Source organism: Rhodococcus sp. P4_E4, from assembly GCF_056401575.1.
In genome coordinates this window covers 265,564-288,689 of record NZ_JBFUJB010000015.1, presented here as the reverse complement: position 1 = coordinate 288,689, position 23,126 = coordinate 265,564, and the positions used below count along the sequence as shown (strand labels likewise).

Genomic DNA, 23,126 nt, shown 5'->3' with positions numbered 1-23,126 from the left:
GCAAAGACGCCCGACTGCTACGGCGATCAGCCGAACAGCCAGGTGACACCCTTGATCACAGCGATATCGACGCCGCTGATGAAAGCGACCATGAAGACCACGAACGTCAGCACGACGCTGGTGTAGGTGATCATCTGCTTGCGGTTCGGCCAGATGACCTTACGGAGTTCTGCGATGACCTCGCGGAAGAATTTGCGCAGGCGCTTGAAGATGTTGTCCTTCTTCGCCTTGGGCTTCTTGCCGGGGTTCGTTGCAGTCGGCTTGGCCGAAGATGTCCGGGATGCCGTCCGGGCCGGAGTCTTCACGGTGGACGCGCTGACCGAGGCGCCGCGTGCAGCGCGCTTGCCGGTCGGCTTGTTGGAAACCCCACTGGATGCGGAGGGAGCCTTCTCGGCACCGTCCTTGTCCAACGACAGATCGGAACGCGTAGTCGCGTCAGCTGCAGTGTCGTCGACACCGGTCGAATCGGCAGACGTTGAAGTCTCCGCATCCGAAGTGTCGGCGTCGCGCTTGGCGCGCTCCTCGCTCACGTCGTTCCTCTCAGTCGCTGGCATCCGGGGGCAGGGGCGACAGGACTTGAACCTGCAACCTGCGGTTTTGGAGACCGCTGCTCTGCCAGTTGAGCTACGCCCCTTTGGTTAACATCGACAGGTGAACCCTGCCTGAATCAACCGTTCTGCGATCACACAACATACGCGCTACCCGAGGTGAATGTCTTGCAACATTCAGGGCAGCGCGCAGCGCTGAGGAATCCCAGAAATCTCAGTGTACTTCAAAGCCCCGGAACAAACACAATCCGCCCTGCGATCAGGCTAGACGGACCGTGGCGGTGGCACGACCGAAGATCTTCTTACCTTCGGACTTGGCCACGATTGCCAGTACTGCGGTCTTGCTTTCTTCGTCGATCGACTTCACCTTGGCGGTGAACTCGATCTCGGCAGCCTTGTCGGCTGCCACGATCACCGGGCTCGTGAACCGTACGTTGTACTCGGTCACTGCACCCGGATCTCCCAGCCATTCGGTGACGTAACCGGCACCGATGCCCATGGAGAGCATGCCGTGCGCGACGACGTCCGGCAAGCCGGCAAGTCGTGCGACCTCGTCACTGAAGTGAATCGGATTGGGATCTCCCGAAACACCCGCGTAGTTGGCGAGGTTTCCACGCGTCAGGGTGACGGACTTCTCGGGGAGAAGTTCGCCGACACTCACGTCGGAAAATTTACGAAGCGACATGCATCATCACGTCCTTGACTGCGTGGGCGATGTTCTCGTCCACTTCCCCACCCGTTCGAGCAACGAGCGTTGTCCACGTGGTGACAACTGCTTCGTCGTTCTGATCGGTGATGATGTTCTTGGTCACGATGATGTCGCTACCTGCGGCCTGCCTGAACGAATCCAGGAAAACGTCGCAGAAGAGTCGGTCACCGACCTGCATGGGCTTGTGCAGCACCAGTCGCTGATCGGTCTGAAGAATCTGACTCAAGTCGTAGCCGGTGACGATCTCTTCGAACAGACGTCGCTGAGCAATGGCACCCACGATGGCGACGAACGTAATGGGAGCAATCAGGCCGTCGTATCCGAGGCCTTTGGCTGCCGATTCGTCGTAGTGCGCAGGATGCGCGTCCTGGACGGCGCGAGCGAACTCGCGCACCTTCTCGCGTCCGACCTCGTAGAAGTCTTCGACACGATAGTGGTGACCGACCATCTGGACGGCATGAGCGGCCGGGTCCGTAGGGACCTCGGCCGCTGCCTGGTTCTCTTGCAAATCTGTCACGCGGTGAGACTCTCTTCTAGCTAGGACCCGAAGACGCAGGCCCAGAGAGGGTCTTCCGCGAAAATCGTCGTCCTGTTAAGGACTTACTACTTCGACTCGCGATGCGACTGGTGGGTTCCGCAGTTGGGGCAGAACTTCTTGAGCTCCAGGCGATCGGGGTCGTTGCGCCGATTCTTCTTGGTGATGTAGTTGCGGTGCTTGCATACCTCGCAGGCCAAGGTGATCTTGGGCCGAACGTCGGTCGAGGAGGCCACGGGATGCCTTCTTTCGGGTGTATCTGATTACGAGCAATCAGGGTGGATCATGCATATTGTGTAGCGGTGACCGGACTTGAACCGGCGACGCAACGATTATGAGTCGTTTGCTCTACCAACTGAGCTACACCGCCTCGGTGTCGAGTGTCGCGCGGAAAGCACGGCACCACAATCCAGCGAGCCCCCTAACGGAATCGAACCGTTGACCTTTTCCTTACCATGGAAACGCTCTACCGACTGAGCTAAGGGGGCGTGGCTCAGGAGTGCGTTGCCGCTCTCTTGAAGCCTCCGAAAGATTACACACGAACGAGCGCCAGCACCAAATCCGCTGGTCATCGGGGCAAAAATGGTGCCGGAGCCCATTGTTGCACCGATCGGGGCCGCTGGCGAGGGCTTTGCGGGAACCAACTTGACCCCGCACTCCCCCGAAGCCATCCCCAGAAGCACTCCCGAGGCCCCTGAGCCGCAGCCGACGCCGGCGTCACCAACGCGCACCCGACCTCGGAACAAGCACAAAAAAAGTCAGCCCCGACTCTCGTAAAGAGAATCGGGGCTGACTTGGTGTGGCAGATGTAGGATTCGAACCTACGTAGGCATAAGCCGACGGATTTACAGTCCGCTCCCATTGGCCGCTCGGGCAATCTGCCGTGCTTGCACCAGGCTTCGATCCGGCGCATTCGCAAGTATATCGCGACGTGCGGCGGCCGAAAACGGCTTCCTCGGTGCGGTGAGAAGAATACAACGAACACACCCCCATTTTGCAAACCGGGTGGTAACGGGCGGTGCCGACCCGATAACGTCGAGGTGTCCACCGGTATGGAAGGTGGGCAGAACTCGATGTTCGTGAACTACCGGAAAGCGGGAGTGTGAAGTGGCTGATTCGTCCTTCGACGTGGTGAGCAAGGTTGACCGTCAAGAGGTGGACAACGCCCTGCATCAGGCTGCCAAGGAGTTGACCACGCGTTTCGACTTCCGAAACACGGGAGCGTCGATCGAGTGGTCTGGTGAAGAGACGATCACGTTGAACGCCGACACCGAGGAGCGACTGCTGGCCGCCCTCGACGTGTTCAAGGAAAAGTTGATCCGTCGTGACATCTCGTTGAAGGCATTCGATGCCGGCGAGCCGGCGCAGTCCGGAAAGATCTACAAGCTGTCCGGAACCTTGGTCCAGGGCATCAGCAGCGAGAACGCGAAGAAGATCACCAAGAAGATTCGCGACGAGGGCCCCAAGGGCGTCAAGGCGCAGATCCAGGGCGAAGAGCTTCGTGTGAGCAGCAAGAAGCGCGACGACCTCCAGGGCGTCATCTCCCTGCTCAAGGGTGAGGACTTCGGGATCGCCCTGCAGTTCGTGAACTACCGGTAGTAGGGGCTGCGCCCCTGTGCGCGGTTAAGGAGTCCTGGGACTGCCTAACCGCGCACAGGGGCCGAAGGCCTTACATCCCGGCCATCTTCTCCAAACGCTCGATACGATCCGCCATGGGCGGATGCGTCGAGAACAGCTTGCTCACCTTGTCCCCCGCTCTGAAGGGGTTGGCAATCATCAGGTGTGACTGCGCCGCGAGCTTGGGCTCAGGCGGCAACGGCGCGGCTGCCACGCCCGACTCGAGCTTGCGCAGCGCCGACGCCAACGCCAGCGGGTCACCGGTGAGTTCGGCTCCCGATTGATCAGCCTGATACTCGCGAGAGCGCGAGACGGCCAGCTTGACCACGGTTGCCGCGATCGGTCCCAGTAGGGAGACGAGCAGCAAGGCGATCGGATTACTTCCCTGCCCATTCCCTCGGCCACCGAAGATGCTCGCGTACATCGCGAAGTTGGCCAGGCCAGAGATGACGCTGGCCATCGCGCCGGCCACGGACGAGATCAAAATGTCCCGGTTGTAGACGTGGGAGAGTTCGTGCCCGAGTACGGCGCGCAGTTCGCGTTCGTTCAGGATCTGCATGATGCCGCTGGTCACGCACACCGCGGCGTGCCGAGGGCTACGACCGGTGGCAAACGCGTTCGGGGCGTTCGTGGGGCTGACGTACAGCCTGGGCATCGGTTGGTGCGCCGTCGTGGCGAGTTCGCGCACGATCCGGTAGATCGCCGGTGCCTCGACCTCGGTGATGGGCTGGGCGCGCATCGATCGAAGCGCCAGCTTGTCGCTGTTGAAGTACACGTAGGCATTCATGCCGACGGCAAACAGAACGGATCCCCACAGAAGGAACGGGCTGTTGAACAGCGAGCCGATGAAGACGATCAGCGCTGACATCCCCACCAACAACCCGAATGTCTTCGCACCGTTCGCGTAGCCGTGCAAACTGCTCACCTCTTGCCTCGCTGGAGCCGAAGGCTCACTCGAACTCCCCGGTGTATGCACCGGTTCTGTTCAGTCAACGAAGGACAGGGTCATCAGGGTTCCCACCCAGGGTCGTCAGGGTTTCACCCCAGGTGTGTCAGCCGACTCGTTCGATCGTGTAGTCGACGAGACGCACGAGCGCTTCGTTCGCCGGTCCCTGCGGGAGCTCGGCCAACTGGGCCTTTGCCGAGACTGCGTACTCGCCCAGCTTTGCCTTCGCCTTGACCATGCCCGGCGAACGCTCGAGCAGTTCGAGAGCTTCTTCTACCAAAGCGTCTTCGGTGACCGGGCCCACGAGCAGCTCCCGCAGGCGATCTGCGTCGGCTCCTTCTTCGCGGAACGCGTACAGGACGGGCAGGGTGTGGACACCCTCGCGCAGGTCGGTGCCCGGAGTCTTGCCGGACTGCGCCGATACGGAGGAGATGTCGATGATGTCGTCGGAGATCTGGAACGCGGTGCCGACGGCGTCACCCAGGCGCTCGAGGCGCTCGATGTGAGCTGCGTCGGCGCCGGAGAAGGTGCCGCCGAATCGTCCGGATGCAGCGATGAGCGAACCGGTCTTCTCCCACACGACCTTGAGGTAATGCTCGACCGGATCCTGTTCCTTCTTGACGCCGATCGTCTCGCGCATCTGGCCGGTGACCAGCTCGGCGAAGGTTTCGGCGATGATCCGAACGGCTTCGGGTCCGAGCGTCGATACCAGGCGTGATGCGTGCGCGAACAGATAGTCGCCGGCCAGGATCGCCACGCTGTTTCCCCAGCGGGCGTTGGCGCTGGGTGCTCCGCGCCGCATGGAGGCCTCGTCCATGACGTCGTCGTGATAGAGCGTCGCCAGGTGAACGAGTTCGGTGACAGTCGCTGCGGTGATGATCGACGGATCGTTCGGCACCGGTCCGAGTTGCGCGGTCAGGATCGTGAACAACGGACGGAAGCGCTTTCCCCCGGCTCGCGCGAGATGCAGCGCGGCCTCGGTGAGGAAGTCTTCGCCGTCGGACAGCTCGCTGACCAACAACTCCTCGACATCGGAGAGTCCACCACGCACTACTGCGGCGAGCTGTTCGTCGCCCAGGTCGATGCCTGCAACGACGGTGCTCGATGCGGTTGCGTCGGCAGCAGTCTTTTCGGTGCTCACGATGTCAGTACCCATTCCTGTCGTCAGTGACGGCTCGGTTCCCACGGTAGTGAACCTAGCGGTTCGCACTCGGGACGGCCTCGCCACGGTGGCGATCGCGAGCCTGGGAAGATGTGAGTGTGTCTGTAGAAGAGCAGTCCCCCGTCGTCGATTCGCTTCCGACCGAAACCGACATTGTGGTCATCGGCGCAGGTCCCGCGGGTTCTTCGGCCGCGGCTTGGGCCGCCCGCAGCGGCCGAGACGTCGTGCTGGTGGACGCTGCCGTGTTCCCGCGAGACAAGACTTGTGGTGATGGACTCACTCCGCGCGCCGTAGCCGAACTGGATCTCCTCGGCCTCGGCGAGTGGGTTCGGTCACATACGACGAACAAGGGCTTGCGGTTGTCCGGCTTCGGACAAGAACTCGAACTCGAGTGGCCGGGGACGTCGTTCCCGCCGATCGGCAGTGCGATCCCTCGGACCGAACTCGACGACGCCATTCGCCGGTGCGCCGTCGAATCCGGCGCGGTCATGGTCGAGGGCACCAAGGCCGTCGACGTCGAACTCGACGGTGATCGAGTAGCCGCCGTCGTACTCGCCGGCCCCTCGGGACGCAGCACTCTTCGTTGCCGGACGCTGATCATCGCCGACGGCGTTCGCTCGACGCTCGGCAAGAAGCTGGGACGGCAGTGGCACCGGGACACCGCGTACGGCGTCGCGGCACGCGCTTACGTCGCGACGCCGCGCAGCGCCGACCCGTGGATCACCTCGCATCTGGAACTGCGGGACGCCGAGGGCACGTTGCAGGCGGGGTACGGCTGGATCTTCCCGCTCGGCACCGGCGAGGTGAACATCGGCGTCGGGACACTGGCGACGTCCAAGCGCCCGGCGCCGGGTGCCCTACGTCCCTTGCTCGACTTGTACACCGACCAGCGCCGAAGCGAGTGGCAGTGGAGCAGCGAAATTCATTCCGTCGCTTCGGCTTTGCTACCCATGGGCGGCGCCGTCTCCAACATCGCCGGACGCAACTGGGCCGTGATCGGCGACGCCGCAGCGTGTGTGAACCCGCTCAACGGTGAGGGCATCGACTACGGCCTCGAAGGCGGACGTCTGGTGGTCGAACAGCTCGGCGCCGACGACCTCACGGAGCTGTGGCCGACCGTGCTTCGGGAGCATTACGGGCAGGCGTTCTCGGTCGCGCGCCGGCTCGCAGGCCTGCTGACGGTTCCGCAATTCCTGCCCGCCTCGGGCCCGATCGCGATGCGCTCACGGGCACTGATGACGGTCGCCGTTCCTTTATTAACCGCCGGGGGTTAATAAAGGCGCACAGCAGTTCAGGCAGTGGCGTAATGCAGCGCCACGATGCCGCCGGTGAGGTTGCGCCACTTGACGTTCTTCCACCCGGCAGCCTCGATCTTGCGAGCCAGCTCTTCCTGGGTCGGCCAGGCACGGATCGATTCGGCGAGGTAGACGTAGGCGTCGGGGTTGCTGCTGACGGTGCGTGCGACCTGCGGGAGCGCCTTCATGAGGTACTCCATGTAGACCGTGCGGAAGGGCCCGAAGACGGGCGTCGAGAACTCACTGACGACGAGGCGGCCGCCCGGCTTGGTAACGCGGGCGATCTCGCGCAGTCCGGCTTCGAAGTCGGAGACGTTGCGCAGGCCGAAGGAAATCGTCGCGGCATCGAACACGTTGTCGGCATAGGGCAGGTACATCGCGTCACCTGCGACCATCGGAACTTTGCGCGATATTCCGGCCTTGAGCATTCCCTTGGAGAAGTCGGTGGCGACGCACCAGGCACCGGAGCGCCCCAGTTCGACGGTCGAGACTCCGGTTCCGGCGGCGAGGTCGAGTACCTTCTCGCCCGGCTTGAGGTCGAGGGCTTCGCGGGTGGCCTTGCGCCAACCCTTGTCCTGGCCGAAGGACAGCACGGTGTTGGTGAGGTCGTATCGCTCCGCGACGTCGTCGAACATCGACGCGACTTCGTGCGGTTGCTTCTCGAGAGTTGCTCGGGTTCCGTGTGTAGTGGCCACACCCGAAACGCTACCAACCCTCGGGCAGCGAGGGCGTTCAGGCTGCTCTGGCACCCGTTCGCCGCCCGAGGCCCTGCACGTCCTCGTAGTGACGGAGCAACTCTTCGCAGATTGCCGGCCAGGTCCGGTGCAGCACCGAGCGCCTCGCTGCGGAGCCGAACTGCACCCGCAGATCACGCTGACGAAGTGCGTCGACGGCGCTTGGCAGGAGTTCGGTGAACCTGTCCGTCGGCAGGAGGTAGCCGTTGCGGCAATGCGAGATCAGGTCACGTGGTCCACCGGCGTCCGGTCCGACGACAGGTACACCGCTCGCGAGGGCTTCCTGAACCGCCTGGCAGAAAGTTTCGTGCTCGCCGGGGTGAACGAATACGTCCAGGCTCGCATAGGCGTCGGCCAGCGCGGTACCGCCGAGTTGTCCGGTGAAGATCGCATCCGGCATCAGTCGTCGTAGGTTCTCGCGATCCGGGCCGTCTCCGACGATCACGATCTGCACGCTGGGATCGGCCGCCAGCACGGCCAGTCGCTCGACATGCTTTTCGGGCGCGAGGCGACCGACGAAGCCGACCACCAACCTGTCGCTGTCGCCGATCCAGGACTGCCGCAACGCCGAGCTACGACGCGAAGGCGCGAATCGTTGTGCGTCGACGCCGCGGGCCCACCGGTGCACGCGCGGAATGCCGTGCTCTTCGAGGGCGTCGACTGCCGACGTGGATGGCGCAAGGGTCCTGTTGCAGCTCTTGTGGATTCGACGGGTCCACGCCCACGCGGCGCGACTGGTGACGCCGAGACCGTAGCTTTCGGCAAATCCGGCGACGTCGGTCTGGTAAACCGCGACGGTGGGTATCGCGAGCCGCTTGGCGACGGCCACTCCCCCGGCGCCGAGCAGGAACGGCGACGCCAGATGGACGACGTCGGGCGCGAAGGTCCGCACGGCCGTCGTCAGACGCGGTTGTGGCAGGCCGACGGGGAGTGAACTGACTTTGGGCACCATGACGGCGGGCACCCGAACCACCTGAACACCTTCGTGTTCGGTGGCGGCAGAGGTGTCGGATCCGACAGTGTCCGGCGCAATGACCATGGCGTCGTGGCCAGTGCGATCGAGGTGTTCGAGCACGCGTAGTACCGAGTTGGTGACGCCGTTCATGTTGGGCAGGAATGACTCCGCAACGATGGCTACTCTCACACCGAGAACGGTGACAGGGCCAGGAAAAGTCCACGTCATGTTCGTGTGAAGTTCCGGCGAAGCGCGAACTAACTCGAGGCGACCGGCGCCGATCCCGGAGCTCCCGCTTCCCGCTTGCGCAGGTACCAGATCGACGGTCCAGCCAGGAGCCACGTCACGACGATCACCGATCCCGCCGGGATCAGCGCCACCGTCGCGTTGCGTCCCGCTACCCGGACCAAATCAGGGTCGGCTTTGGAGTACTCCACCTCGATGCGTTGTCCCACAGTCAGATTGGTGGGGTAGAGCACGCCGAGTTCAGGGTTGTGATTCGCGCCGTCTGGTGTCACGAAGCTGATCGCCGAACGTAGCGAGCCTGCCGAGAGCACCTCGGCGGTTGCGGTCCCCATGTTCGATTCGATGGTCCGATCGTTGCGCCAGGCACCGAGAACCAGGATCACCGCGAGCACCGAAATGCCGACCGCAACCACGAGTACGCCGATGCGGAAGCGCCGCAGAACCGTTTGCGTCACAGCTGTGCTCGCACGGAAGCGTGGAGTTCGCGCAGTCCACTGCGATCTGTCGCGACTTCGAGCACACGAATGCCGTTTGCGGGTTGCGCCAGCGTCGTTGCCAGGGCGTCGACGGTGACGGCTGCGTGCGGCACGCGGTAGGCCGCGCACAGCGCAGCGAGGTCCATGCCGTGCGGTGTTCCGAACACTCGCTCGAAGACGCCGGCGTACTGCGGGTCGCCTTGTTCGAGGAGCTCGAAGATGCCGCCGCCGTCGTCGTTGGCCACGACGATGGTGAGGTCGCTCGGCCTCGGCTCACCGGTCCCGATCAGCAGCCCGGACGCGTCGTGCAGGAAGGTCAGGTCGCCCATGAGAGCGACGGTCCGGCCGCCCTCGTATGCCAGTGCGGCACCGACCGCCGCCGAGACGGTGCCGTCGATACCTGCGACCCCGCGATTGGACAGCACCCGCACGGCGGGCTTGGGATAGCTCACGAGGGCCGCGTCGCGAACGGGGTTGGACGCGCCGAGCAGAAGCTGGTCGCCGTCCGCGAGTGCATCCATCACGGCAGCTGCCACGTGCAGGCCAGTGGCTTTGGGGTGGGCGTCGAGTTGCTTGCGGACGGCAGTTTCGGCGTGTTCGGTCAGCGCGGCGCATCGAGCAATCCAGGCGGGATCGGGCGTCCCGGTGACCACTGCCCTGGTTCCCGTGGCGAGCACGTTGCCGGATACGTCGGGCCAGCGCGGCCCGGTGGTCAGCGCGTAGACGTCGACGCTCGGATCGGCCAAAACCTTCGAGACCTGACGATGCAACGTCGGGCGGCCGGTGATGATCGCCTGCTTGGGCTTGAGTTGCGAGAGCGCGAGTGGATGCAGTGCGATCCCGTGCATCGGAGCCGTCGGCTCGGCCACCGTCGGCAGGCCGGCCAGCTCAGGCCGAAGTGCGCTGCCGTGTCCGGAAATGACCACCGTATCTGCGGTGAGGTCCAGATCGACCGGAACATCGAGCGTCGCGTTCTGCGTGGTGGTCCAGGCTGCACCGCCTGGACGGCCCTCCGGAACCGGGCCATGGACGTGCACGTCCGGCACCAGCGGCTCACGGAGCGGGATGTCGAAATGCACCGGACCCGCGTTTCCGGATCTGGTTCCGCGGGCAGCGGCGAGGACCCGGCAGACCGCCGAGCGCCACTGGCTGTTCTGCGTCGAATCGTCTTCGGCCAAGCCCAGGCTGATGGTTGCGCGAACCTGACTGCCGAAGAGCCCGAGCTGCTCGACGGTCTGGTTGGCGCCGGTGCCGAGCATCTCGTAAGGCCGGTTGGCGCTCAGGACCACCAGCGGCACTCGCGCATAGTTGGCCTCGAGGACAGCAGGTCCGAGATTCGCGACGGCGGTCCCGGAGGTCATCACGATGGGGACCGGTCGTTTCCCGGCGATTGCCAGTCCGAGTGCCAGAAAGCCTGCTGTCCGCTCGTCGATCCGCATGTGCAGACGCAACCGGCCGTCGAGATCGGCGGCCTGGAGGGCAAATGCGAGGGGCGCGTTGCGAGAGCCTGGACACAGCACGACTTCACGCACGCCACCACGAACCAGTTCGTCGACGACGGCTGTGGCTTGTGCAGTGGACGGATTCACGCCTTCAAGAGTGTCAGATGTTCGGGTGCAAGCATGCCCAGGGGCGGGGACAGCGGCATTATGTGTGGGTGCGCACACTCTTCGATCCAGCCGAGCTCGAACCCCGCCGGTTCTATCAGTTACTCACCGCTTCGGTGGTCCCCCGGCCGATTGCCTGGGTGTCCACCCTGTCGGCGGACGGCGTCGGCAATCTGGCTCCGTACAGCTTTTTCACCGTGGCAAGTTCGGCGCCGCCGATCGTGCAGTTCACGTCGGTCGGACGCAAGGACAGTCTGCGCAACATCGAAGCGACCGGCGAATTCGTGATCAACCTGGCGACCGCCACGCTCGCAGACGTGGTGAACAAGAGTTCGGCCTTCTACGACGCCGAGGCCGACGAATTTCTCGAGTTGAACATCCGTAGCGAACCGAGCGAGCGGGTTCGCCCTGTCCGGGTCGCCGACTCCCCGATCGCCATCGAATGCACGCTTCACCAGGTCATCGAGGTCGGTAATTCATTTGTCGTGATGGGAAATGTGGTCGCGGTCGCAGTACGTCCCGAGGCTGTCGCCGACGACGGGTTACCGGACTTCGCGGCAATCGCACCGATGAGCCGACTTGGCCGAGCGCAGTGGGGTCTTCCTCCCGAAGTCGTCGAAAAGGACAGACCCACCACTCCACACCGGCCGTAAATCAGGTTAGGGTTACCTGATTAGGTACGAGTAACAGCTAATCAGGGAGCAACCAGTCATGGCCAAGCGCGCCAAGTTCGTGAAACCGGCCTCACGCAGTATCGTGTCGGCGCAGGTCGTGGCGAACAAACGAATCAGCCCGAGCTTCATCCGAGTGACCATTGCCGGCGAAGAGCTGTCCACCATCGCACCGATGGGTGCCGATCAGTGGTTCCGCATGTTCATCCCGCAGGTCGGCCAGAGCGAACTCCGGTTGCCGAGCGCGGCAAGCAATCTCTGGTACGCGCAGTACCTGTTGATGTCCAAGGACACGCGACCGGTCGTGCGCAACTACACGATTCGCGCCTACCGTGCTGCCGGATCCGGTCTCTTCGGTGAGACCACGGAGATCGACATCGACTTCGCCTATCACGGCGACATCGGCCCGGCATCCGCGTGGGCGGACATCGCGTCGACCGGCGACAATGTCGCACTCCTCGACGAAGGCTGCATCTACAACCCCACACCCGAAGCCAAGTGGCAACTGCTCGTCGGCGACGAGAGCGCACTTCCGGCGATCATCGGCATTCTGGAAACCGCGCCGGCAGACCTGCGTGCCGAGGTCTTCGTCGAGATTCCGAACATCGAAGACAAGCAAGACATTCCGGAGTTGGCGAACGTCAACGTGCATTGGCTCGTTCGCGAGGACGAACACGCAACGCCGGGTGTTCTGACCCTCGAGACCGTCCGCGCCGCCGAACTGCCCGAGGGGCCGTCCTACACGTTTGTCGCCGGCGAACAGGCACTCACCACCGGGCTGCGTCGGCATCTCGTGAACGACCGAAAGTTCGCCAAGACCGACATCACCTTCACCGGCTTCTGGCGCCACGGACATTCGGCTCACTGACAAACGAATGCAAAAAACGAGCGGCCCGGGAGAATCTCCCGGGCCGCTCGTTGTCTACGTTCGCTTATGCAGCGTGCTTCTGGATCACATCGCCCAGACGCGGCAGAGCTGCAGTCACATGCTTCTTGGCCGAACCGCGCAGCTTCGAGTACATCGACTTGACGACGGCCTTGTCGCTACCTTCGATACGCTCGTCCGTCACCTCGAGGAGGGAATCGGCAACCGCGTCACCGCGGGCGCTGATGAAATCGGCGAAGCTGCCTTCACCGGAAGCCGAGAATTCCTGCCAGTACGGCTCGAGCTTTGCCACGAAAGCCGGCAGAAGCGCGGTGACGGCGTCCGGCACGATGGACGGGCTCACCTTCTTGACCGCGCCGTAGCCACCCTTGAGAGCCAGCCCTGAGGCCCCCGACTTATCCGAAACCTCTGCGTCGATCAAGGTCTGCACGTCCGCGACGACCGCGGGAACCCGTGACTCCTCGAGCAGGGTTTCGTTCAGAGCTGCAACCACTTTCGATCCCTTCATTCTTCACTGATGTTCATCAGGTCGCGCCCGAGACTATACGAAATTCGGCAGGTCTCTACTGCCGAGTATCCGATGGCAGCGCCTGGCCCTCTCCAACCACCAGTCGCGCCGGTCCGCGGGCGCGGCCAGCGTCTCGAGCAGAACCGGATCAGGCTCGACGGCACCAACGGACAAAGCGCCGTCGACGGCTGCTCCGGTGACCGCGATATCCCGGACGAACAGGCCGCCCGTGCCGAGGCCGCAGGCAAACGGAAGCCTGGGCAAGGCTGCCGCGGCCGCCAGTCCCGCGGACATCCCCACAGCCGTGTCCAGCGCACTCGAGACCACCACCGGCACCCCGTAGTCCGCCAGCTGCGCCGACAGCGCCACCACAGCACGCATTCCGCCCAGCGGGGGCACCTTCACGACGGCTACGTCCGCTCCCCCGGCTCGTACGACGCGCAACGGGTCCTCGGCACGGCGAATGCTCTCGTCGGCGGCGATCCGCACACCGGTCCCCGCGGCGCGGACGCTGACCAGTTCCTCGACGCTTGCACACGGCTGCTCCGCGTATTCGAGTTCACCGTCTTCGGTGATCGCTCGCAAAGCCGTGATCGCCTCGTCCACACTCCAACCGCCGTTGGCGTCGACGCGCACGTTCGGGATGTGCCGACGCACCTCGTTCACCCGGGCGACGTCCTGCGCCAACGACTGCCCCTTCTCGGCGACCTTGACCTTGGCGGTCCGGGCCCCGGGGAAGCGCTCCAACAATTGCGGAACGGCAGAGGCGTCGATCGCCGGCACGGTGGCGTTGACGGGAACGGCGTGACGAAGCGCAGGCGGCGGACCCAGCCACGCCGCCTCGATCCCGGCGAGCAACCACTGCGACGCCTCGTCGTCGTCGTACTCGACGAACGGTGCGAATTCTCCCCACCCGGCCGGGCCACGAACGAGCAGAGCCTCACGAGTCGTGATGCCGCGAAAGCGAACTCGCATCGGCAGCGCGAGCACCACGGCGTCCGAGATCAGATCGTCGAACGAGGGGAACATGTCAGGGCTGTCCTGGAAGCAGTTCGATCATGAGCGCCTCACCGTCGGCGAGGAGCTTGCCGTCGAGGTCGGTCAGGCGTGCGCTGACAAAGGTCTTGCGACCCTCGACCCGATCCACCTTCCCTTCGATCACCAGTTGCGTGTTGAGCGGAGTGATCGCACGGTAGTTGATGTGGAGGTAGCCGGTCCGGGAAATCGGACGACCACCCGCGTGGACCGTCATCCCGAAGACGTCGTCGAACAGCAAGGGCAGGACGCCGCCGTGAGCGGCACCGTTGCCGCCCAGGTGGTAGCGGCGGAAGACGCCGGTACTGCGGACTCCTTCGGTGTCGAACTTCTCGACCATCCACGGGAGCATGAGGAGGCTGCCGCGTCCGGGCAGTTGGATGTTCGAGCCCGCGGGCGACTTGCCCTCCGGCACCTCGTACGGAGTCAACCGATCGGCAAGCTCCTCGGCCTGCGTAGCGATGTCAGCGAGTACGTCGTCGGGAACATTGGTCGAGACGGCAAGGTCCTGCAACCTGCGCATCGCTTCGACGAAGCGGCCGAAGTCCGGACCTGCAGGAGTGTGCCGGAACCGTGGAAATCCGCCCCGCTTCTCACCGTCTGTGACGATCTCCGTGCCGTCTGCGGTTTGTTCGCTCATGACCTGCACGTTAGCGCGCCCGGGAACGTGTTCTACCTCAGGCATCCGTTAGACACGCGAGGCGTGCCTCTATCGTGACTGAGGTGACCTTCAACCCGCAGCTCTGGCGCCCTGTTCCCGGATTCGAGAACCTCACCGACATCACGTACCACCGGCACGTCAGTCAAGGCACCGTTCGCGTCGCCTTCGACCGACCGGAAGTACGTAATGCGTTCCGCCCGCACACCGTCGACGAGTTGTACCGCGCGCTCGATCACGCCCGTATGACCTCCGACGTGGGAGCGGTCCTGCTCACCGGCAACGGACCGAGCGAGAAGGACGGCGGCTGGGCGTTCTGCTCGGGCGGAGACCAGCGCATCCGTGGCCGCAGTGGCTACCAGTACGCCGAAGGTGAAACGGCGGACACCGTCGACAAAGCACGCGCCGGACGCCTTCACATCCTCGAGGTCCAGCGCCTGATCCGCTTCATGCCGAAGGTCGTGATCTGCCTGGTCAACGGTTGGGCTGCGGGCGGCGGTCACAGCCTGCACGTGGTGTGCGACCTGACGCTCGCCAGCCGCGAGCACGCACGGTTCAAGCAGACCGACGCCGACGTCGGAAGCTTCGACGGCGGCTACGGCAGCGCCTATCTGGCAAAGATGGTGGGCCAGAAGTTCGCTCGCGAGATCTTCTTCCTGGGTGAGACGTACACCGCCGAGGAAATGCATCAGATGGGCGCGGTCAACAAGGTTGTCGACCACGCGGAACTCGAAAACGTCGCGATCGACTGGGCAGGCAAGATCAACGGCAAGTCGCCGCAGGCACAGCGGATGCTCAAGTACGCGTTCAACCTGCAGGACGACGGGTTGGTCGGCCAGCAGCTGTTCGCCGGTGAGGCAACACGTTTGGCGTACATGACCGACGAGGCCGTCGAGGGTCGCGACTCGTTCCTCGAAAAGCGTGATCCCGATTGGTCACCATATCCCTGGTACTTCTGAGACAGTAGGTGCGAGAGGGAGGTCGGACGTGGAGATTCTGAGTAGCCGTACGATATTGCGCCCGAGCGAGTACGAACGAACGCTGAGCTTCTACCGAGACACCCTCGGTCTGGCGATCGCTCGTGAATATCCCGGCGGCACAGTCTTCTTCGCCGGCCAAGGGCTGATCGAAGTCGCTGCGCACGGCGGCACCGGCGAAGGTGGCTTTCGCGGCGCGATCTGGCTGCAGGTCCGTGACCTCACTGCCGCTCAGACCGAACTGGTTCTCGCCGGAGTCAAGATCGCCCGCGAGGCCAGGCAAGAACCGTGGGGTCTGCACGAGATGTGGATCGCCGACCCGGACGGGACACCGATCGTGATGGTGCAGATCCCGGAGGACCATCCCATCCGACGCGATTCCCGGCCACCGTCCGCGTAGTCGAGACACCACTGTAGCCGAGCAGTGACAGATGCCCGCCACGACTTTCGTGGCGGGCATCTGTCGGTTCTTCGCAGAGATCAGTTGCGCGTGCTCAGCGCCTGAGAGATCTGATCTGTCTGGGCCTGACCCTCGAGCAGTTGGCGAACCAACCACAGCCGCAGCACCTTTGCCACCGATGCGGCCAGGAAGAGTGCGGCACCGACCACTGTCAGGGCGAGGAAAACCACGGTGAGGATCTGGTACGACACCAGATCCCGCAGGTCCGAGAGCGTCAGCGAAGAGATGTAGACGACGAAGGCGCCGACCACACCGACGACCATGAGCACCAGGCCGGCGATGCGCGTCGCAGCGTCGCCGCCTGCCTGCTTCTTGTCCAGCTTCAACTCTGCGATGTTCTTCTTGAATTCCTCACGGCGATCTTCGGCGAGAGTAGTCATCGTCATCCTCCTAGATAACTGGTAGAAAGTTCGTTTTCGATGTCGAGGGGATCGCCGGTCTTCACGACGCGTCCCTGCAACATCAGTGCGGCCGAGGTCGCGATGGGCAGCACCGCTCGTGCGAACTGCTCGGCGACGAGAATGGAAATGCCTTCGGCTGCAAGCGAGCCGACGACGTCGTACATCTGCGAGACGATTCGCGGTGCGAGACCCATCGACAGCTCGTCGAGCAGGAGCACCGTCGGGTGAGTGCCGAGCGCCCGTGACAGCGCCAGCATCTGCTGCTCGCCGCCGGACATCGATCCGGCCAACTGCCCGCGCCGCTCCCCCAGGATCGGGAACCTGCTGTACGCAACCTCTTCGAGTTCGGCCAACCCGACGCCCGTTCCCGTGGCGATCCACAGATTTTCGCGCACGGTCAGGTTTGCGAAGATCCCGCGTCCCTCGGGGATGGAGCAGACGCCCAGCCTCGCCAACTCCGAAGGCTCGACGCCGTTCACGACCTGGCCCGCGAGCCGGAACTCGCCGCGGGTGACCGGCAGGACGCCTGAGCAGATCTTGAGCGTCGACGTCTTGCCACCACCGTTGGGTCCGAGCAGCGCCACCACTGCGCCCGGTTCGAGTACCAGATCCACCCCGTGCAGAACCTCGATGGATCCGTAACCGGCACGGACACCGGACAGTTCGAGCAACGGTTCGGCGCGGTCGGGGCTGCGTATGCCCTCGTCGATTTTCGCCTCGCCAATTTTCGCTGAAGTCATACCGCCTCCTCCTCGGTCCCGATGTAGGCCGCGATCACTTCCGGATCCGTCCGGATCTTCTCCGGATCACCCGATGCGAGGACTGCGCCGTAGTCGAGCACGTGAATGGTCGAGCACACCTTCATCACCAGCGGAATGTCGTGCTCCACCAGACAGATTCCGAGTCCACCCGCCGCCAGCTCGGTGAGCATCTCGGCAAAGACCTCGGTTTCCTGCTCGGTCTGGCCCGAGGCCGGTTCGTCGAGCAGCAGCACTCGCGGGTCGGTCATGAGCGCCCGTGCAACTTCGACGACGCGGGCGCGTCCGGTGGGGATGTCCGCGACGTCCTTGTCCGCGACATCCGTCAGCCCGGTCAGCTCCAGCAGACGATCCGTCTCGCTGTCCACGTCGATCTTGTTGCGGCCGTTCGCCTTGTGGATGTCTCCCGCGACACGCAGGTTGTCACGCACCGACAGCGAGACGAACAGTTCGAGCCGCTGGAAGGTACGCGCAAGCCCGCGACCTGCCCGCTTGTGCGGCGGCAGCTTCGTCACGTCGACGCCGCCGAGGAACACCTGACCGGACGTGGGTTTCTGCAGCCCGGTGATGGTGTTGAAGAGCGTCGTCTTGCCCGCACCATTCGGTCCGATCAGTCCCGTCACGGTTCCGGGTTGCACGGTGAGCGAAACGTCCTTGACCGCGACGTGCCCACCGAAACGAACGCTCACACCGCGTGTTTCGAGAAGAGGTGCATCAGACATGGGCGGTCAACTCCTTCGGCGAGCCGCCCTGGTACTGAGGAATCCCCAGTTCGCGGTCGATCTCGTCACGGATCTCGGGGCTGTACGGGACGTCGATCCCGACGTCTTCGGGAACGACTGTCGCCTTGGCTGCCAATTCTTCCGGAGTGAGAACCGCACGGGGCATGACCATCTCGCCGATCACGGGCAGCATGAACACCACCGCGATCGTGATGGATGCGAACCACCAGTTGCCGAGTACGCCGGTCAGAGCAAGGACGTAGGTCAGCAGAACGACTGCGGCGCCGCCGATCAGAACCGGCCTGGCATCGGTGAGCCGACGGTAGCCGTCGATCACGCTGTGCACGGTGCCACTGGGGTTCGCGCCGACACCGATGCCGATCAGGGCCGGGCTGACGGCCGCGATGTTGCCCAGCAGCAGCCACATTCCCTCCAACTCCGGTTGCGCCGAAGCCAGATTGGTGAACGAGACCATGATGACGGCAAAGCCGATTCCGGCCATGAGTCCACCGAACAGCGCGCCGGTGACGTATCCGATGCCCGCGACGACGGTCAGCATGAGCAGCGAGAGGCTGACCATGATGGCAAAGCTCTCGCCCGAGACGGAACCCATCGCGCTCGACATCAGAATGCCGCCGAGACCGGCGATCCCTGAAGAGATCATGAAGACGCTCAGCTTGAGCCGAACCAGGCTCTGGCCGAGCATGGCCGAACCGGCCGGGCTGTCCTTCATCGCAGCGAGACGGCGCCCGTAGCCGCTGTTACGCAACGCGATGACGCCGACGCCGAGTACCGAGAACAGCGCGGTCACGGTCATCAGGAACACCGTTTCGTTGCTCAGATCGAGCGGGCCGATCTTCAGCGGCGGGAGGGCGATGTTGCCGTCTTTGAACAGCGAATACTTCATGCCGAACATCTCGTGTTCGGTGGTGTCGCGAAGGACCATGTTGGAGAGGAACACTCCGAATGCCATGGTCGCAAGCGCGAGATACAGCCCTCTGAGCCGCAGCGCCGGCAGGGCGACGAGGCCACCGATCACTGCGGTGACGAGGACTCCGACGACGATGCCCCACAGGTTGAGGTGCGCAGCCAACCCGGAACCTGAGATCCCGAAGTGGAAGGCCACGATGGTCGCGATAGCGCCGAAAGATACCGGCGCCAAGTTCAATTCACCCGCGTAGCCGGTGAGGAGTGTGAGCGAGAGTGCGATGATCGCGAAAGTCATTCCGATGGTCAGTGTCGTGACCGCCGACGTCACCATCAGCAGACGGATCAGGTACACGATGACGATCAGTGCTACGCCCCAGACGACGGCCTTGCGCACGCTCGGAACGTGGTACCGCTCACGAGTACGAGTGACCGCGCCGCGCAGGCGGTCCTGAGGTAGGACGATGAGTACGACGAACAGCGCGATCATCGGTAGGGAGACACGGAAATTCGACGTCCAACTCCAACTGGTCGGAAAGTACGCCAATACGTACGTACCGGCAAGCCCGAGAACCACGGCGCCGACAAACGTGCGTGGGATGCTGCGCAACCGACCGAACATGGCCGCGGCAAACGCGTCGATCACCAAGAGCGTCAACATGTTCGCCTCGAGTGTGCCGCCACTGATCGGGGTGATCAGGATGCCGGCCAGGACTGCGAGCGTCGAACCCATCGCCCAGGACAGTGCCGCGAGACGCTCCGGATTGTGGCCGTTGAGGCGCAGTAGTTCCGGATCGTCGACGACACCGCGCATCGCAACACCGGCACGGGTGCGCGTGAAAAGAATACGCAGGCCGACGGCGATCGCGATCGCGACGAGGATGCAGATCAGCTCGTGGTAGCGGATGCTCGCGCCGAACACCGTGATCTTGGACTGGTCACCGAAGAACATCTGCATCGTTCGGGCGGTCTCGGGATGCCAGAACCAGTGCGAGATCGAGAGCATTCCGAGCAGGATCGATACCGTCACAACGATTTTGGTGACCTCGGCGGTATCGCGTAGCCCCTTCATGATCAGGACGTAGAGGCCGAGACCCATCAGCGGACCGACCAGGACCAACGAGATCAGCAAGGCGACAACCGTGGGAAGTTCCCAGCCGTAGCGCAACTGCCAGTAGATGAACGCACCGAGCATTGCCTGTGCACCGTGCGCGAAGTTGAAGATGCCTGACGTGTTGTACGTGAGCACCAGCCCGGAGGCAGCGATCGCGTACACCGACCCCAGGACCAGGCCCAGGATCGTGAAAGTGACAAAAGTGTTCATGGCTGAACCCTCGTTAGGGACTCGGGCGGCGGTTGGCGCTCGCCGCCCGAGTCGGAAGAATCAGGACTGCGGCTTGATGACGTTGGCGTTCTGGTACTTCGTCGAAACGCGGTCAGCGCCGAGCTCGGTTCCCCAGGTGCTCTTGTCGGTCGCGACGAGGTACTTGGGGTCGCACTTGAATTCGCCCGCGGTGGACGGGAAGGCCTGCGAGTAGGTACTGCCCTTCAGCGAGGTCATGAGTCCGCAGGTGGCCGGCATGTTCTTGCCGGGATCGGTGACGGCATGCAATCCGCCGCCGTCCCACTCGTGAATGTTCGAGAGTTCGTCGACCATGCACTGACGCGTCAGATCGCTGCCGCACTCGTCCGCGGCGGCCGCCCACAGCAGGAACGACGACGCCGCCTGCATACCGAGAAGCGCAGTCTTGCCACCCTGCTCGGAAACCAGATCCACGTACTTCTTCACTGCGGGCACCTTGTCCGCGTTCTCGAGCATCTGGAAGGTCATGCCCGCGTTGAGGTTGTCGAGCAGTCCGGTGTCCTTGTTCCAATCGGAGACGGTCGCGCCGTACCAGGTGGCTTCACCGAAGAAGATGGGATCGATCCCGACCTGGTCGAGGGCCTTCACGAAGTTCAGCTCCGACGGGCTTGCCGATCGTGACGTCCAGATACCCTTCGCACCGCACTCCTTGTACTTCTCGGCAAACGGCACGTAGCTCGATTCGCCCTCGTAGTTGAGTGTGACGCCGCAATCCTTGAGCTTGAAGCCCGCTGCCTCGGCGATCGAACGAATCTTCGTGGTGGAGCTGATGATCGTGGGCATCGTGCTGTTGACGACGTCGAAGTCGTTCACCAGATCGGGATGCATCTCGGCCATCTGGAACCACTGCGAACCGTTCGCGTAGTCGACGGGGAACGGAACTCCCTGGAACGTCATGGGTCCGTTCGCGGCGTCCGGCGAGACGGTGAAGCCTGGCACTGACACCAGGTTGCACGCGACACGCGTCTGCTCCGCGGTCTGATCCATCGCGAAGCCGTAGCCGACCATCATGAACTGACTCGCGCACGCTTCCTGCATGACCGAGTTGGCCTGCGTCATCGCGGCGTCGTAGTCGGTACCGACGACCTTGCGGCCGTTGATACCGCCTTGATCGTTGCACCACGAGATGAGCGCGTTCACCGCATCGCTCATTTCCTTGTTCAGCCCGGGAGACTTCACGTACCCGCGGTCGTCACCGAACCCGATCTTGATCTCGGTGTCGCTGACGCCTTGATCGGTTGCGCCGGTGGCATCGCCTTCGCCACACGGCGAATCGAGGGTGCCGAACTTCGCGTCGGATGTGCTCGACGCAAGATCGGCGCTGACGCCTGATCCGCCGACAGCGACGGCGTAGGGATCGTCACCACGATTCGATGCGCAGGCTGATGCCAGAACGGCGGTCGCTGCGAGTGCCACGATCAGCTTCGTGGACTTGTTGGGCTTCACGGTCGGAGCTCTCCTTCTCACTGACAGACACCGAGATACAGAGGTGAAACCCCTGTTCCGGTGCGCTCGGTGCCCGTAGGTAATCAGCGTTTAAAACGGTCCGAATGTGCCTTCCCGGTGAGTGAGACCAAAAAGTGAGGTCCCACACAGGGTTCGGATTTCGTGGCGCTGAACACATCGCGAACGGCAGCGCCGCAGCCCACGCGCGGGGACGTACTCCACGGAGGCCCTGTTCGCATCCCGTTCGCTGTACTTTTACGCGTTCGATACGCACAATTCACGTTGTGACCGCAGAGCTCGTAATCCTCCTGGTGGTAGTTGTCACCGCCCTCGCGTTCGATTTCACGAATGGTTTTCACGACACGGGTAACGCAATGGCCACCTCCATCGCGACCGGTGCACTCAAGCCCAAAGTTGCGGTCACACTTTCCGCGATCCTGAACCTGGTCGGTGCGTTCCTGTCCGTCGAGGTCGCCGCGACGGTAGCCAAAGGTGTCGTCAACCTCGGCGCGGTCAGTGGGCAGGATCTGCTGCTGATCGTGTTCGCCGGTCTTGTCGGCGGAATCATCTGGAACCTGGCGACCTGGCTGCTCGGATTGCCGTCGAGCTCCTCGCACGCGCTGTTCGGCGGATTGATCGGCGCCGCGATCGCCTCCATCGGTATGGGCGGAGTCGAGTGGGGCGGAGTGCTGACCAAGGTCGTCGTCCCCGCAATCCTCGCGCCGGTCGTCGCTGCTCTGGTCGCGGGCGTCGGCACCAAGCTCGTGTACCGCATCACCGCATCCGTCAAGGAAGACGAGCGCGAGCGCGGTTTCCGTTTCGGCCAGATCGGCACCGCCTCCCTGATCTCACTTGCACACGGCACCAATGACGCCCAGAAGACGATGGGCGTCATCTTTTTGGCCCTGGTCGCTCACGGCACCATCACCGCCGAGACCGAGATGCCGTTCTGGGTGAAGTTCACCTGTGCCGTCGCGATCGCCCTCGGCACCTACCTCGGTGGTTGGCGCATCATCCGCACCCTGGGCAAGGGTCTTGTCGAGATTGCCGCGCCGCAGGGTCTGGCAGCCGAAGCGTCGTCCGCCGCCATCATCCTCACGTCGAGCCACCTCGGACTCCCCCTCTCGACCACCCACGTAGCCACCGGCTCGATCCTCGGTACGGGTATCGGTCGCAAGGGCGCCGAGGTCCGTTGGGGTGTCGCCGGCCGGATGGCCGCAGCCTGGCTGATCACATTGCCGTCGGCTGCTGTCGTCGGAGCTATCTGCTGGGCTCTTGCACATCTGGTCGGCGGACTCGCCGGCGTGCTCGTCGTCTTCGCCGCGCTCATCGCCTTCGCGATCTTCATGTACATACGCTCGCGTAAGGAACCCGTGGACGCGGCGAACGTCACCGCCGAATGGGACGAGAATTCAGATGCGGCAATTGCCGAGATCCCGGCAGCCGAACCCACTCCGTCCACCGAAGCCACCCGCAACTCCTGA

General features: G+C 63.6%; 24 protein-coding genes, 4 tRNA genes and 1 pseudogene. 7 read left to right on the top strand and 22 right to left on the bottom strand.

Going from position 1 to position 23,126, the window contains the following annotated elements; genetic code table 11:
• Positions 1–26: 26 nt before the first annotated feature.
• The 8 genes from secE to AC1DVN_RS18135 all read right to left on the bottom strand — a co-directional run bounded on the left by secE (position 27) and on the right by AC1DVN_RS18135 (position 2,675).
• Positions 27–530, bottom strand: a complete 504-nt coding sequence (secE, locus tag AC1DVN_RS18170; protein WP_020968963.1) for a preprotein translocase subunit SecE — start codon at positions 528–530, stop codon at positions 27–29.
• A 31-nt stretch (positions 531–561) separates the two neighbouring features.
• A tRNA-Trp gene (locus AC1DVN_RS18165) sits at positions 562–634 on the bottom strand.
• 173 nt (positions 635–807) lie between these two features.
• On the bottom strand, positions 808–1,233 hold the full coding sequence (gene hadB / locus AC1DVN_RS18160) for a (3R)-hydroxyacyl-ACP dehydratase subunit HadB (protein ID WP_003941909.1): 426 nt from the start codon (positions 1,231–1,233) through the stop codon (positions 808–810).
• Entirely contained in the window at positions 1,220–1,774 is a 555-nt protein-coding gene (gene hadA / locus AC1DVN_RS18155) for a (3R)-hydroxyacyl-ACP dehydratase subunit HadA (protein ID WP_019744315.1), read from the bottom strand. The genes hadB and hadA overlap by 14 nt, the downstream gene beginning before the upstream one ends.
• Positions 1,775–1,860: 86 nt before the next feature.
• On the bottom strand, positions 1,861–2,028 hold the full coding sequence (gene rpmG / locus AC1DVN_RS18150) for a 50S ribosomal protein L33 (RefSeq protein ID WP_003941903.1): 168 nt from the start codon (positions 2,026–2,028) through the stop codon (positions 1,861–1,863).
• A gap of 61 nt (positions 2,029–2,089) precedes the next feature.
• Positions 2,090–2,162, bottom strand: a tRNA-Met gene (locus AC1DVN_RS18145).
• A 45-nt stretch (positions 2,163–2,207) separates the two neighbouring features.
• Positions 2,208–2,280, bottom strand: a tRNA-Thr gene (locus tag AC1DVN_RS18140).
• Between the two features lie 312 nt (positions 2,281–2,592).
• Positions 2,593–2,675 (bottom strand) — tRNA-Tyr (locus AC1DVN_RS18135).
• 224 nt (positions 2,676–2,899) lie between these two features.
• Here AC1DVN_RS18135 and AC1DVN_RS18130 point away from each other — a divergent pair.
• Entirely contained in the window at positions 2,900–3,391 is a 492-nt protein-coding gene (locus AC1DVN_RS18130) for a YajQ family cyclic di-GMP-binding protein (RefSeq protein ID WP_003941854.1), read from the top strand.
• 70 nt (positions 3,392–3,461) lie between these two features.
• On the opposite strand, the gene htpX is transcribed toward AC1DVN_RS18130, so the two are convergent.
• Positions 3,462–4,325 carry a zinc metalloprotease HtpX gene (gene htpX / locus AC1DVN_RS18125; protein ID WP_007728460.1) on the bottom strand — a complete coding sequence of 288 codons (864 nt, stop codon included), beginning with the start codon at positions 4,323–4,325 and terminating at the stop codon, positions 3,462–3,464.
• Positions 4,326–4,461: 136 nt separating this feature from the next.
• Positions 4,462–5,511, bottom strand: coding sequence for a polyprenyl synthetase family protein (locus AC1DVN_RS18120; RefSeq protein WP_477994101.1), 1,050 nt, complete (start codon positions 5,509–5,511; stop codon positions 4,462–4,464).
• 104 nt (positions 5,512–5,615) lie between these two features.
• On the opposite strand from AC1DVN_RS18120, the pseudogene AC1DVN_RS18115 reads away from it, so the two are divergent.
• Positions 5,616–6,776: pseudogene (locus tag AC1DVN_RS18115) on the top strand (geranylgeranyl reductase family protein); the annotation flags it as partial.
• Between the two features lie 32 nt (positions 6,777–6,808).
• On the opposite strand, the gene AC1DVN_RS18110 reads toward AC1DVN_RS18115, so the two are convergent.
• The 4 genes from AC1DVN_RS18110 to menD all read right to left on the bottom strand — a co-directional run bounded on the left by AC1DVN_RS18110 (position 6,809) and on the right by menD (position 10,812).
• Positions 6,809–7,507 carry a demethylmenaquinone methyltransferase gene (locus AC1DVN_RS18110; protein ID WP_003941879.1) on the bottom strand — a complete coding sequence of 233 codons (699 nt, stop codon included), beginning with the start codon at positions 7,505–7,507 and terminating at the stop codon, positions 6,809–6,811.
• Between the two features lie 37 nt (positions 7,508–7,544).
• Positions 7,545–8,690 carry a glycosyltransferase family 4 protein gene (locus AC1DVN_RS18105; RefSeq protein ID WP_029536746.1) on the bottom strand — a complete coding sequence of 382 codons (1,146 nt, stop codon included), beginning with the start codon at positions 8,688–8,690 and terminating at the stop codon, positions 7,545–7,547.
• 68 nt (positions 8,691–8,758) lie between these two features.
• Positions 8,759–9,202, bottom strand: coding sequence for a DUF3592 domain-containing protein (locus AC1DVN_RS18100; RefSeq protein WP_020968960.1), 444 nt, complete (start codon positions 9,200–9,202; stop codon positions 8,759–8,761).
• Positions 9,199–10,812: a 2-succinyl-5-enolpyruvyl-6-hydroxy-3-cyclohexene-1-carboxylic-acid synthase gene (menD, locus tag AC1DVN_RS18095; RefSeq protein WP_020906813.1), complete on the bottom strand. Its 1,614-nt coding sequence runs from the start codon at positions 10,810–10,812 to the stop codon at positions 9,199–9,201. The genes AC1DVN_RS18100 and menD overlap by 4 nt, the downstream gene beginning before the upstream one ends.
• A 68-nt stretch (positions 10,813–10,880) precedes the next feature.
• Here menD and AC1DVN_RS18090 point away from each other — a divergent pair, with 68 nt between their 5' ends.
• Both AC1DVN_RS18090 and AC1DVN_RS18085 read left to right on the top strand, forming a co-directional pair.
• Positions 10,881–11,483 carry a flavin reductase family protein gene (locus tag AC1DVN_RS18090; RefSeq protein ID WP_021343457.1) on the top strand — a complete coding sequence of 201 codons (603 nt, stop codon included), beginning with the start codon at positions 10,881–10,883 and terminating at the stop codon, positions 11,481–11,483.
• A gap of 58 nt (positions 11,484–11,541) precedes the next feature.
• Positions 11,542–12,369: a siderophore-interacting protein gene (locus AC1DVN_RS18085; RefSeq protein WP_080909967.1), complete on the top strand. Its 828-nt coding sequence runs from the start codon at positions 11,542–11,544 to the stop codon at positions 12,367–12,369.
• A gap of 64 nt (positions 12,370–12,433) precedes the next feature.
• Here AC1DVN_RS18085 and AC1DVN_RS18080 read toward each other — a convergent pair whose 3' ends face one another.
• From AC1DVN_RS18080 to AC1DVN_RS18070, 3 genes are read right to left on the bottom strand one after another with little or no spacing between them, the layout of a single operon-like run.
• On the bottom strand, positions 12,434–12,880 hold the full coding sequence (locus tag AC1DVN_RS18080; protein ID WP_003941973.1) for a DUF6918 family protein: 447 nt from the start codon (positions 12,878–12,880) through the stop codon (positions 12,434–12,436).
• A gap of 48 nt (positions 12,881–12,928) precedes the next feature.
• Positions 12,929–13,924 carry an o-succinylbenzoate synthase gene (locus tag AC1DVN_RS18075; protein WP_029254857.1) on the bottom strand — a complete coding sequence of 332 codons (996 nt, stop codon included), beginning with the start codon at positions 13,922–13,924 and terminating at the stop codon, positions 12,929–12,931.
• 1 nt (position 13,925) lies between these two features.
• Positions 13,926–14,570 (bottom strand): PaaI family thioesterase, encoded by a 645-nt coding sequence (locus AC1DVN_RS18070; RefSeq protein ID WP_024487302.1) that lies wholly within the window; start codon positions 14,568–14,570, stop codon positions 13,926–13,928.
• A gap of 83 nt (positions 14,571–14,653) precedes the next feature.
• Between AC1DVN_RS18070 and AC1DVN_RS18065 the strand changes: the two genes are divergently transcribed.
• Positions 14,654–15,547, top strand: a complete 894-nt coding sequence (locus tag AC1DVN_RS18065; protein WP_024487301.1) for a 1,4-dihydroxy-2-naphthoyl-CoA synthase — start codon at positions 14,654–14,656, stop codon at positions 15,545–15,547.
• 28 nt (positions 15,548–15,575) lie between these two features.
• The gene (locus tag AC1DVN_RS18060) at positions 15,576–15,965 is read left to right on the top strand and encodes a VOC family protein (protein WP_019744328.1); all 390 of its coding nucleotides are present in this window, start codon (positions 15,576–15,578) and stop codon (positions 15,963–15,965) included.
• Between the two features lie 80 nt (positions 15,966–16,045).
• Here the strand turns inward: AC1DVN_RS18060 and AC1DVN_RS18055 are convergent, their stop codons facing one another.
• Genes AC1DVN_RS18055 through AC1DVN_RS18035 form a run of 5 tightly spaced genes read right to left on the bottom strand, consistent with a single transcriptional unit; the run spans position 16,046 to position 21,642 of the window.
• Positions 16,046–16,405 carry a hypothetical protein gene (locus AC1DVN_RS18055; protein ID WP_003942018.1) on the bottom strand — a complete coding sequence of 120 codons (360 nt, stop codon included), beginning with the start codon at positions 16,403–16,405 and terminating at the stop codon, positions 16,046–16,048.
• A gap of 2 nt (positions 16,406–16,407) precedes the next feature.
• The gene (locus tag AC1DVN_RS18050) at positions 16,408–17,166 is read right to left on the bottom strand and encodes an ABC transporter ATP-binding protein (RefSeq protein ID WP_019744330.1); all 759 of its coding nucleotides are present in this window, start codon (positions 17,164–17,166) and stop codon (positions 16,408–16,410) included.
• Entirely contained in the window at positions 17,163–17,906 is a 744-nt protein-coding gene (locus AC1DVN_RS18045) for an ABC transporter ATP-binding protein (RefSeq protein WP_020968954.1), read from the bottom strand. The genes AC1DVN_RS18050 and AC1DVN_RS18045 overlap by 4 nt, the downstream gene beginning before the upstream one ends.
• Positions 17,899–20,157: an ABC transporter permease gene (locus AC1DVN_RS18040; RefSeq protein WP_153212713.1), complete on the bottom strand. Its 2,259-nt coding sequence runs from the start codon at positions 20,155–20,157 to the stop codon at positions 17,899–17,901. The genes AC1DVN_RS18045 and AC1DVN_RS18040 overlap by 8 nt, the downstream gene beginning before the upstream one ends.
• Before the next feature lie 60 nt (positions 20,158–20,217).
• Positions 20,218–21,642, bottom strand: a complete 1,425-nt coding sequence (locus AC1DVN_RS18035; RefSeq protein WP_020968953.1) for an ABC transporter substrate-binding protein — start codon at positions 21,640–21,642, stop codon at positions 20,218–20,220.
• Between the two features lie 284 nt (positions 21,643–21,926).
• On the opposite strand from AC1DVN_RS18035, the gene AC1DVN_RS18030 reads away from it, so the two are divergent.
• Positions 21,927–23,126, top strand: coding sequence for an inorganic phosphate transporter (locus AC1DVN_RS18030; protein WP_019744333.1), 1,200 nt, complete (start codon positions 21,927–21,929; stop codon positions 23,124–23,126).

Coding starts and splice junctions, on each gene's coding strand:
- AC1DVN_RS18085 (WP_080909967.1), top strand. CDS start 11,542: ATGGCCAAGCGCGCCAAGTTCGTGAAACCGGCCTCACGCAGTATCGTG.
- AC1DVN_RS18070 (WP_024487302.1), bottom strand. CDS start 14,570: ATGAGCGAACAAACCGCAGACGGCACGGAGATCGTCACAGACGGTGAG.
- AC1DVN_RS18050 (WP_019744330.1), bottom strand. CDS start 17,166: ATGACTTCAGCGAAAATTGGCGAGGCGAAAATCGACGAGGGCATACGC.
- AC1DVN_RS18045 (WP_020968954.1), bottom strand. CDS start 17,906: ATGTCTGATGCACCTCTTCTCGAAACACGCGGTGTGAGCGTTCGTTTC.
- AC1DVN_RS18040 (WP_153212713.1), bottom strand. CDS start 20,157: ATGAACACTTTTGTCACTTTCACGATCCTGGGCCTGGTCCTGGGGTCG.
- AC1DVN_RS18120 (WP_477994101.1), bottom strand. CDS start 5,511: ATGGGTACTGACATCGTGAGCACCGAAAAGACTGCTGCCGACGCAACC.
- hadB (WP_003941909.1), bottom strand. CDS start 1,233: ATGTCGCTTCGTAAATTTTCCGACGTGAGTGTCGGCGAACTTCTCCCC.
- AC1DVN_RS18055 (WP_003942018.1), bottom strand. CDS start 16,405: ATGACTACTCTCGCCGAAGATCGCCGTGAGGAATTCAAGAAGAACATC.
- AC1DVN_RS18075 (WP_029254857.1), bottom strand. CDS start 13,924: ATGTTCCCCTCGTTCGACGATCTGATCTCGGACGCCGTGGTGCTCGCG.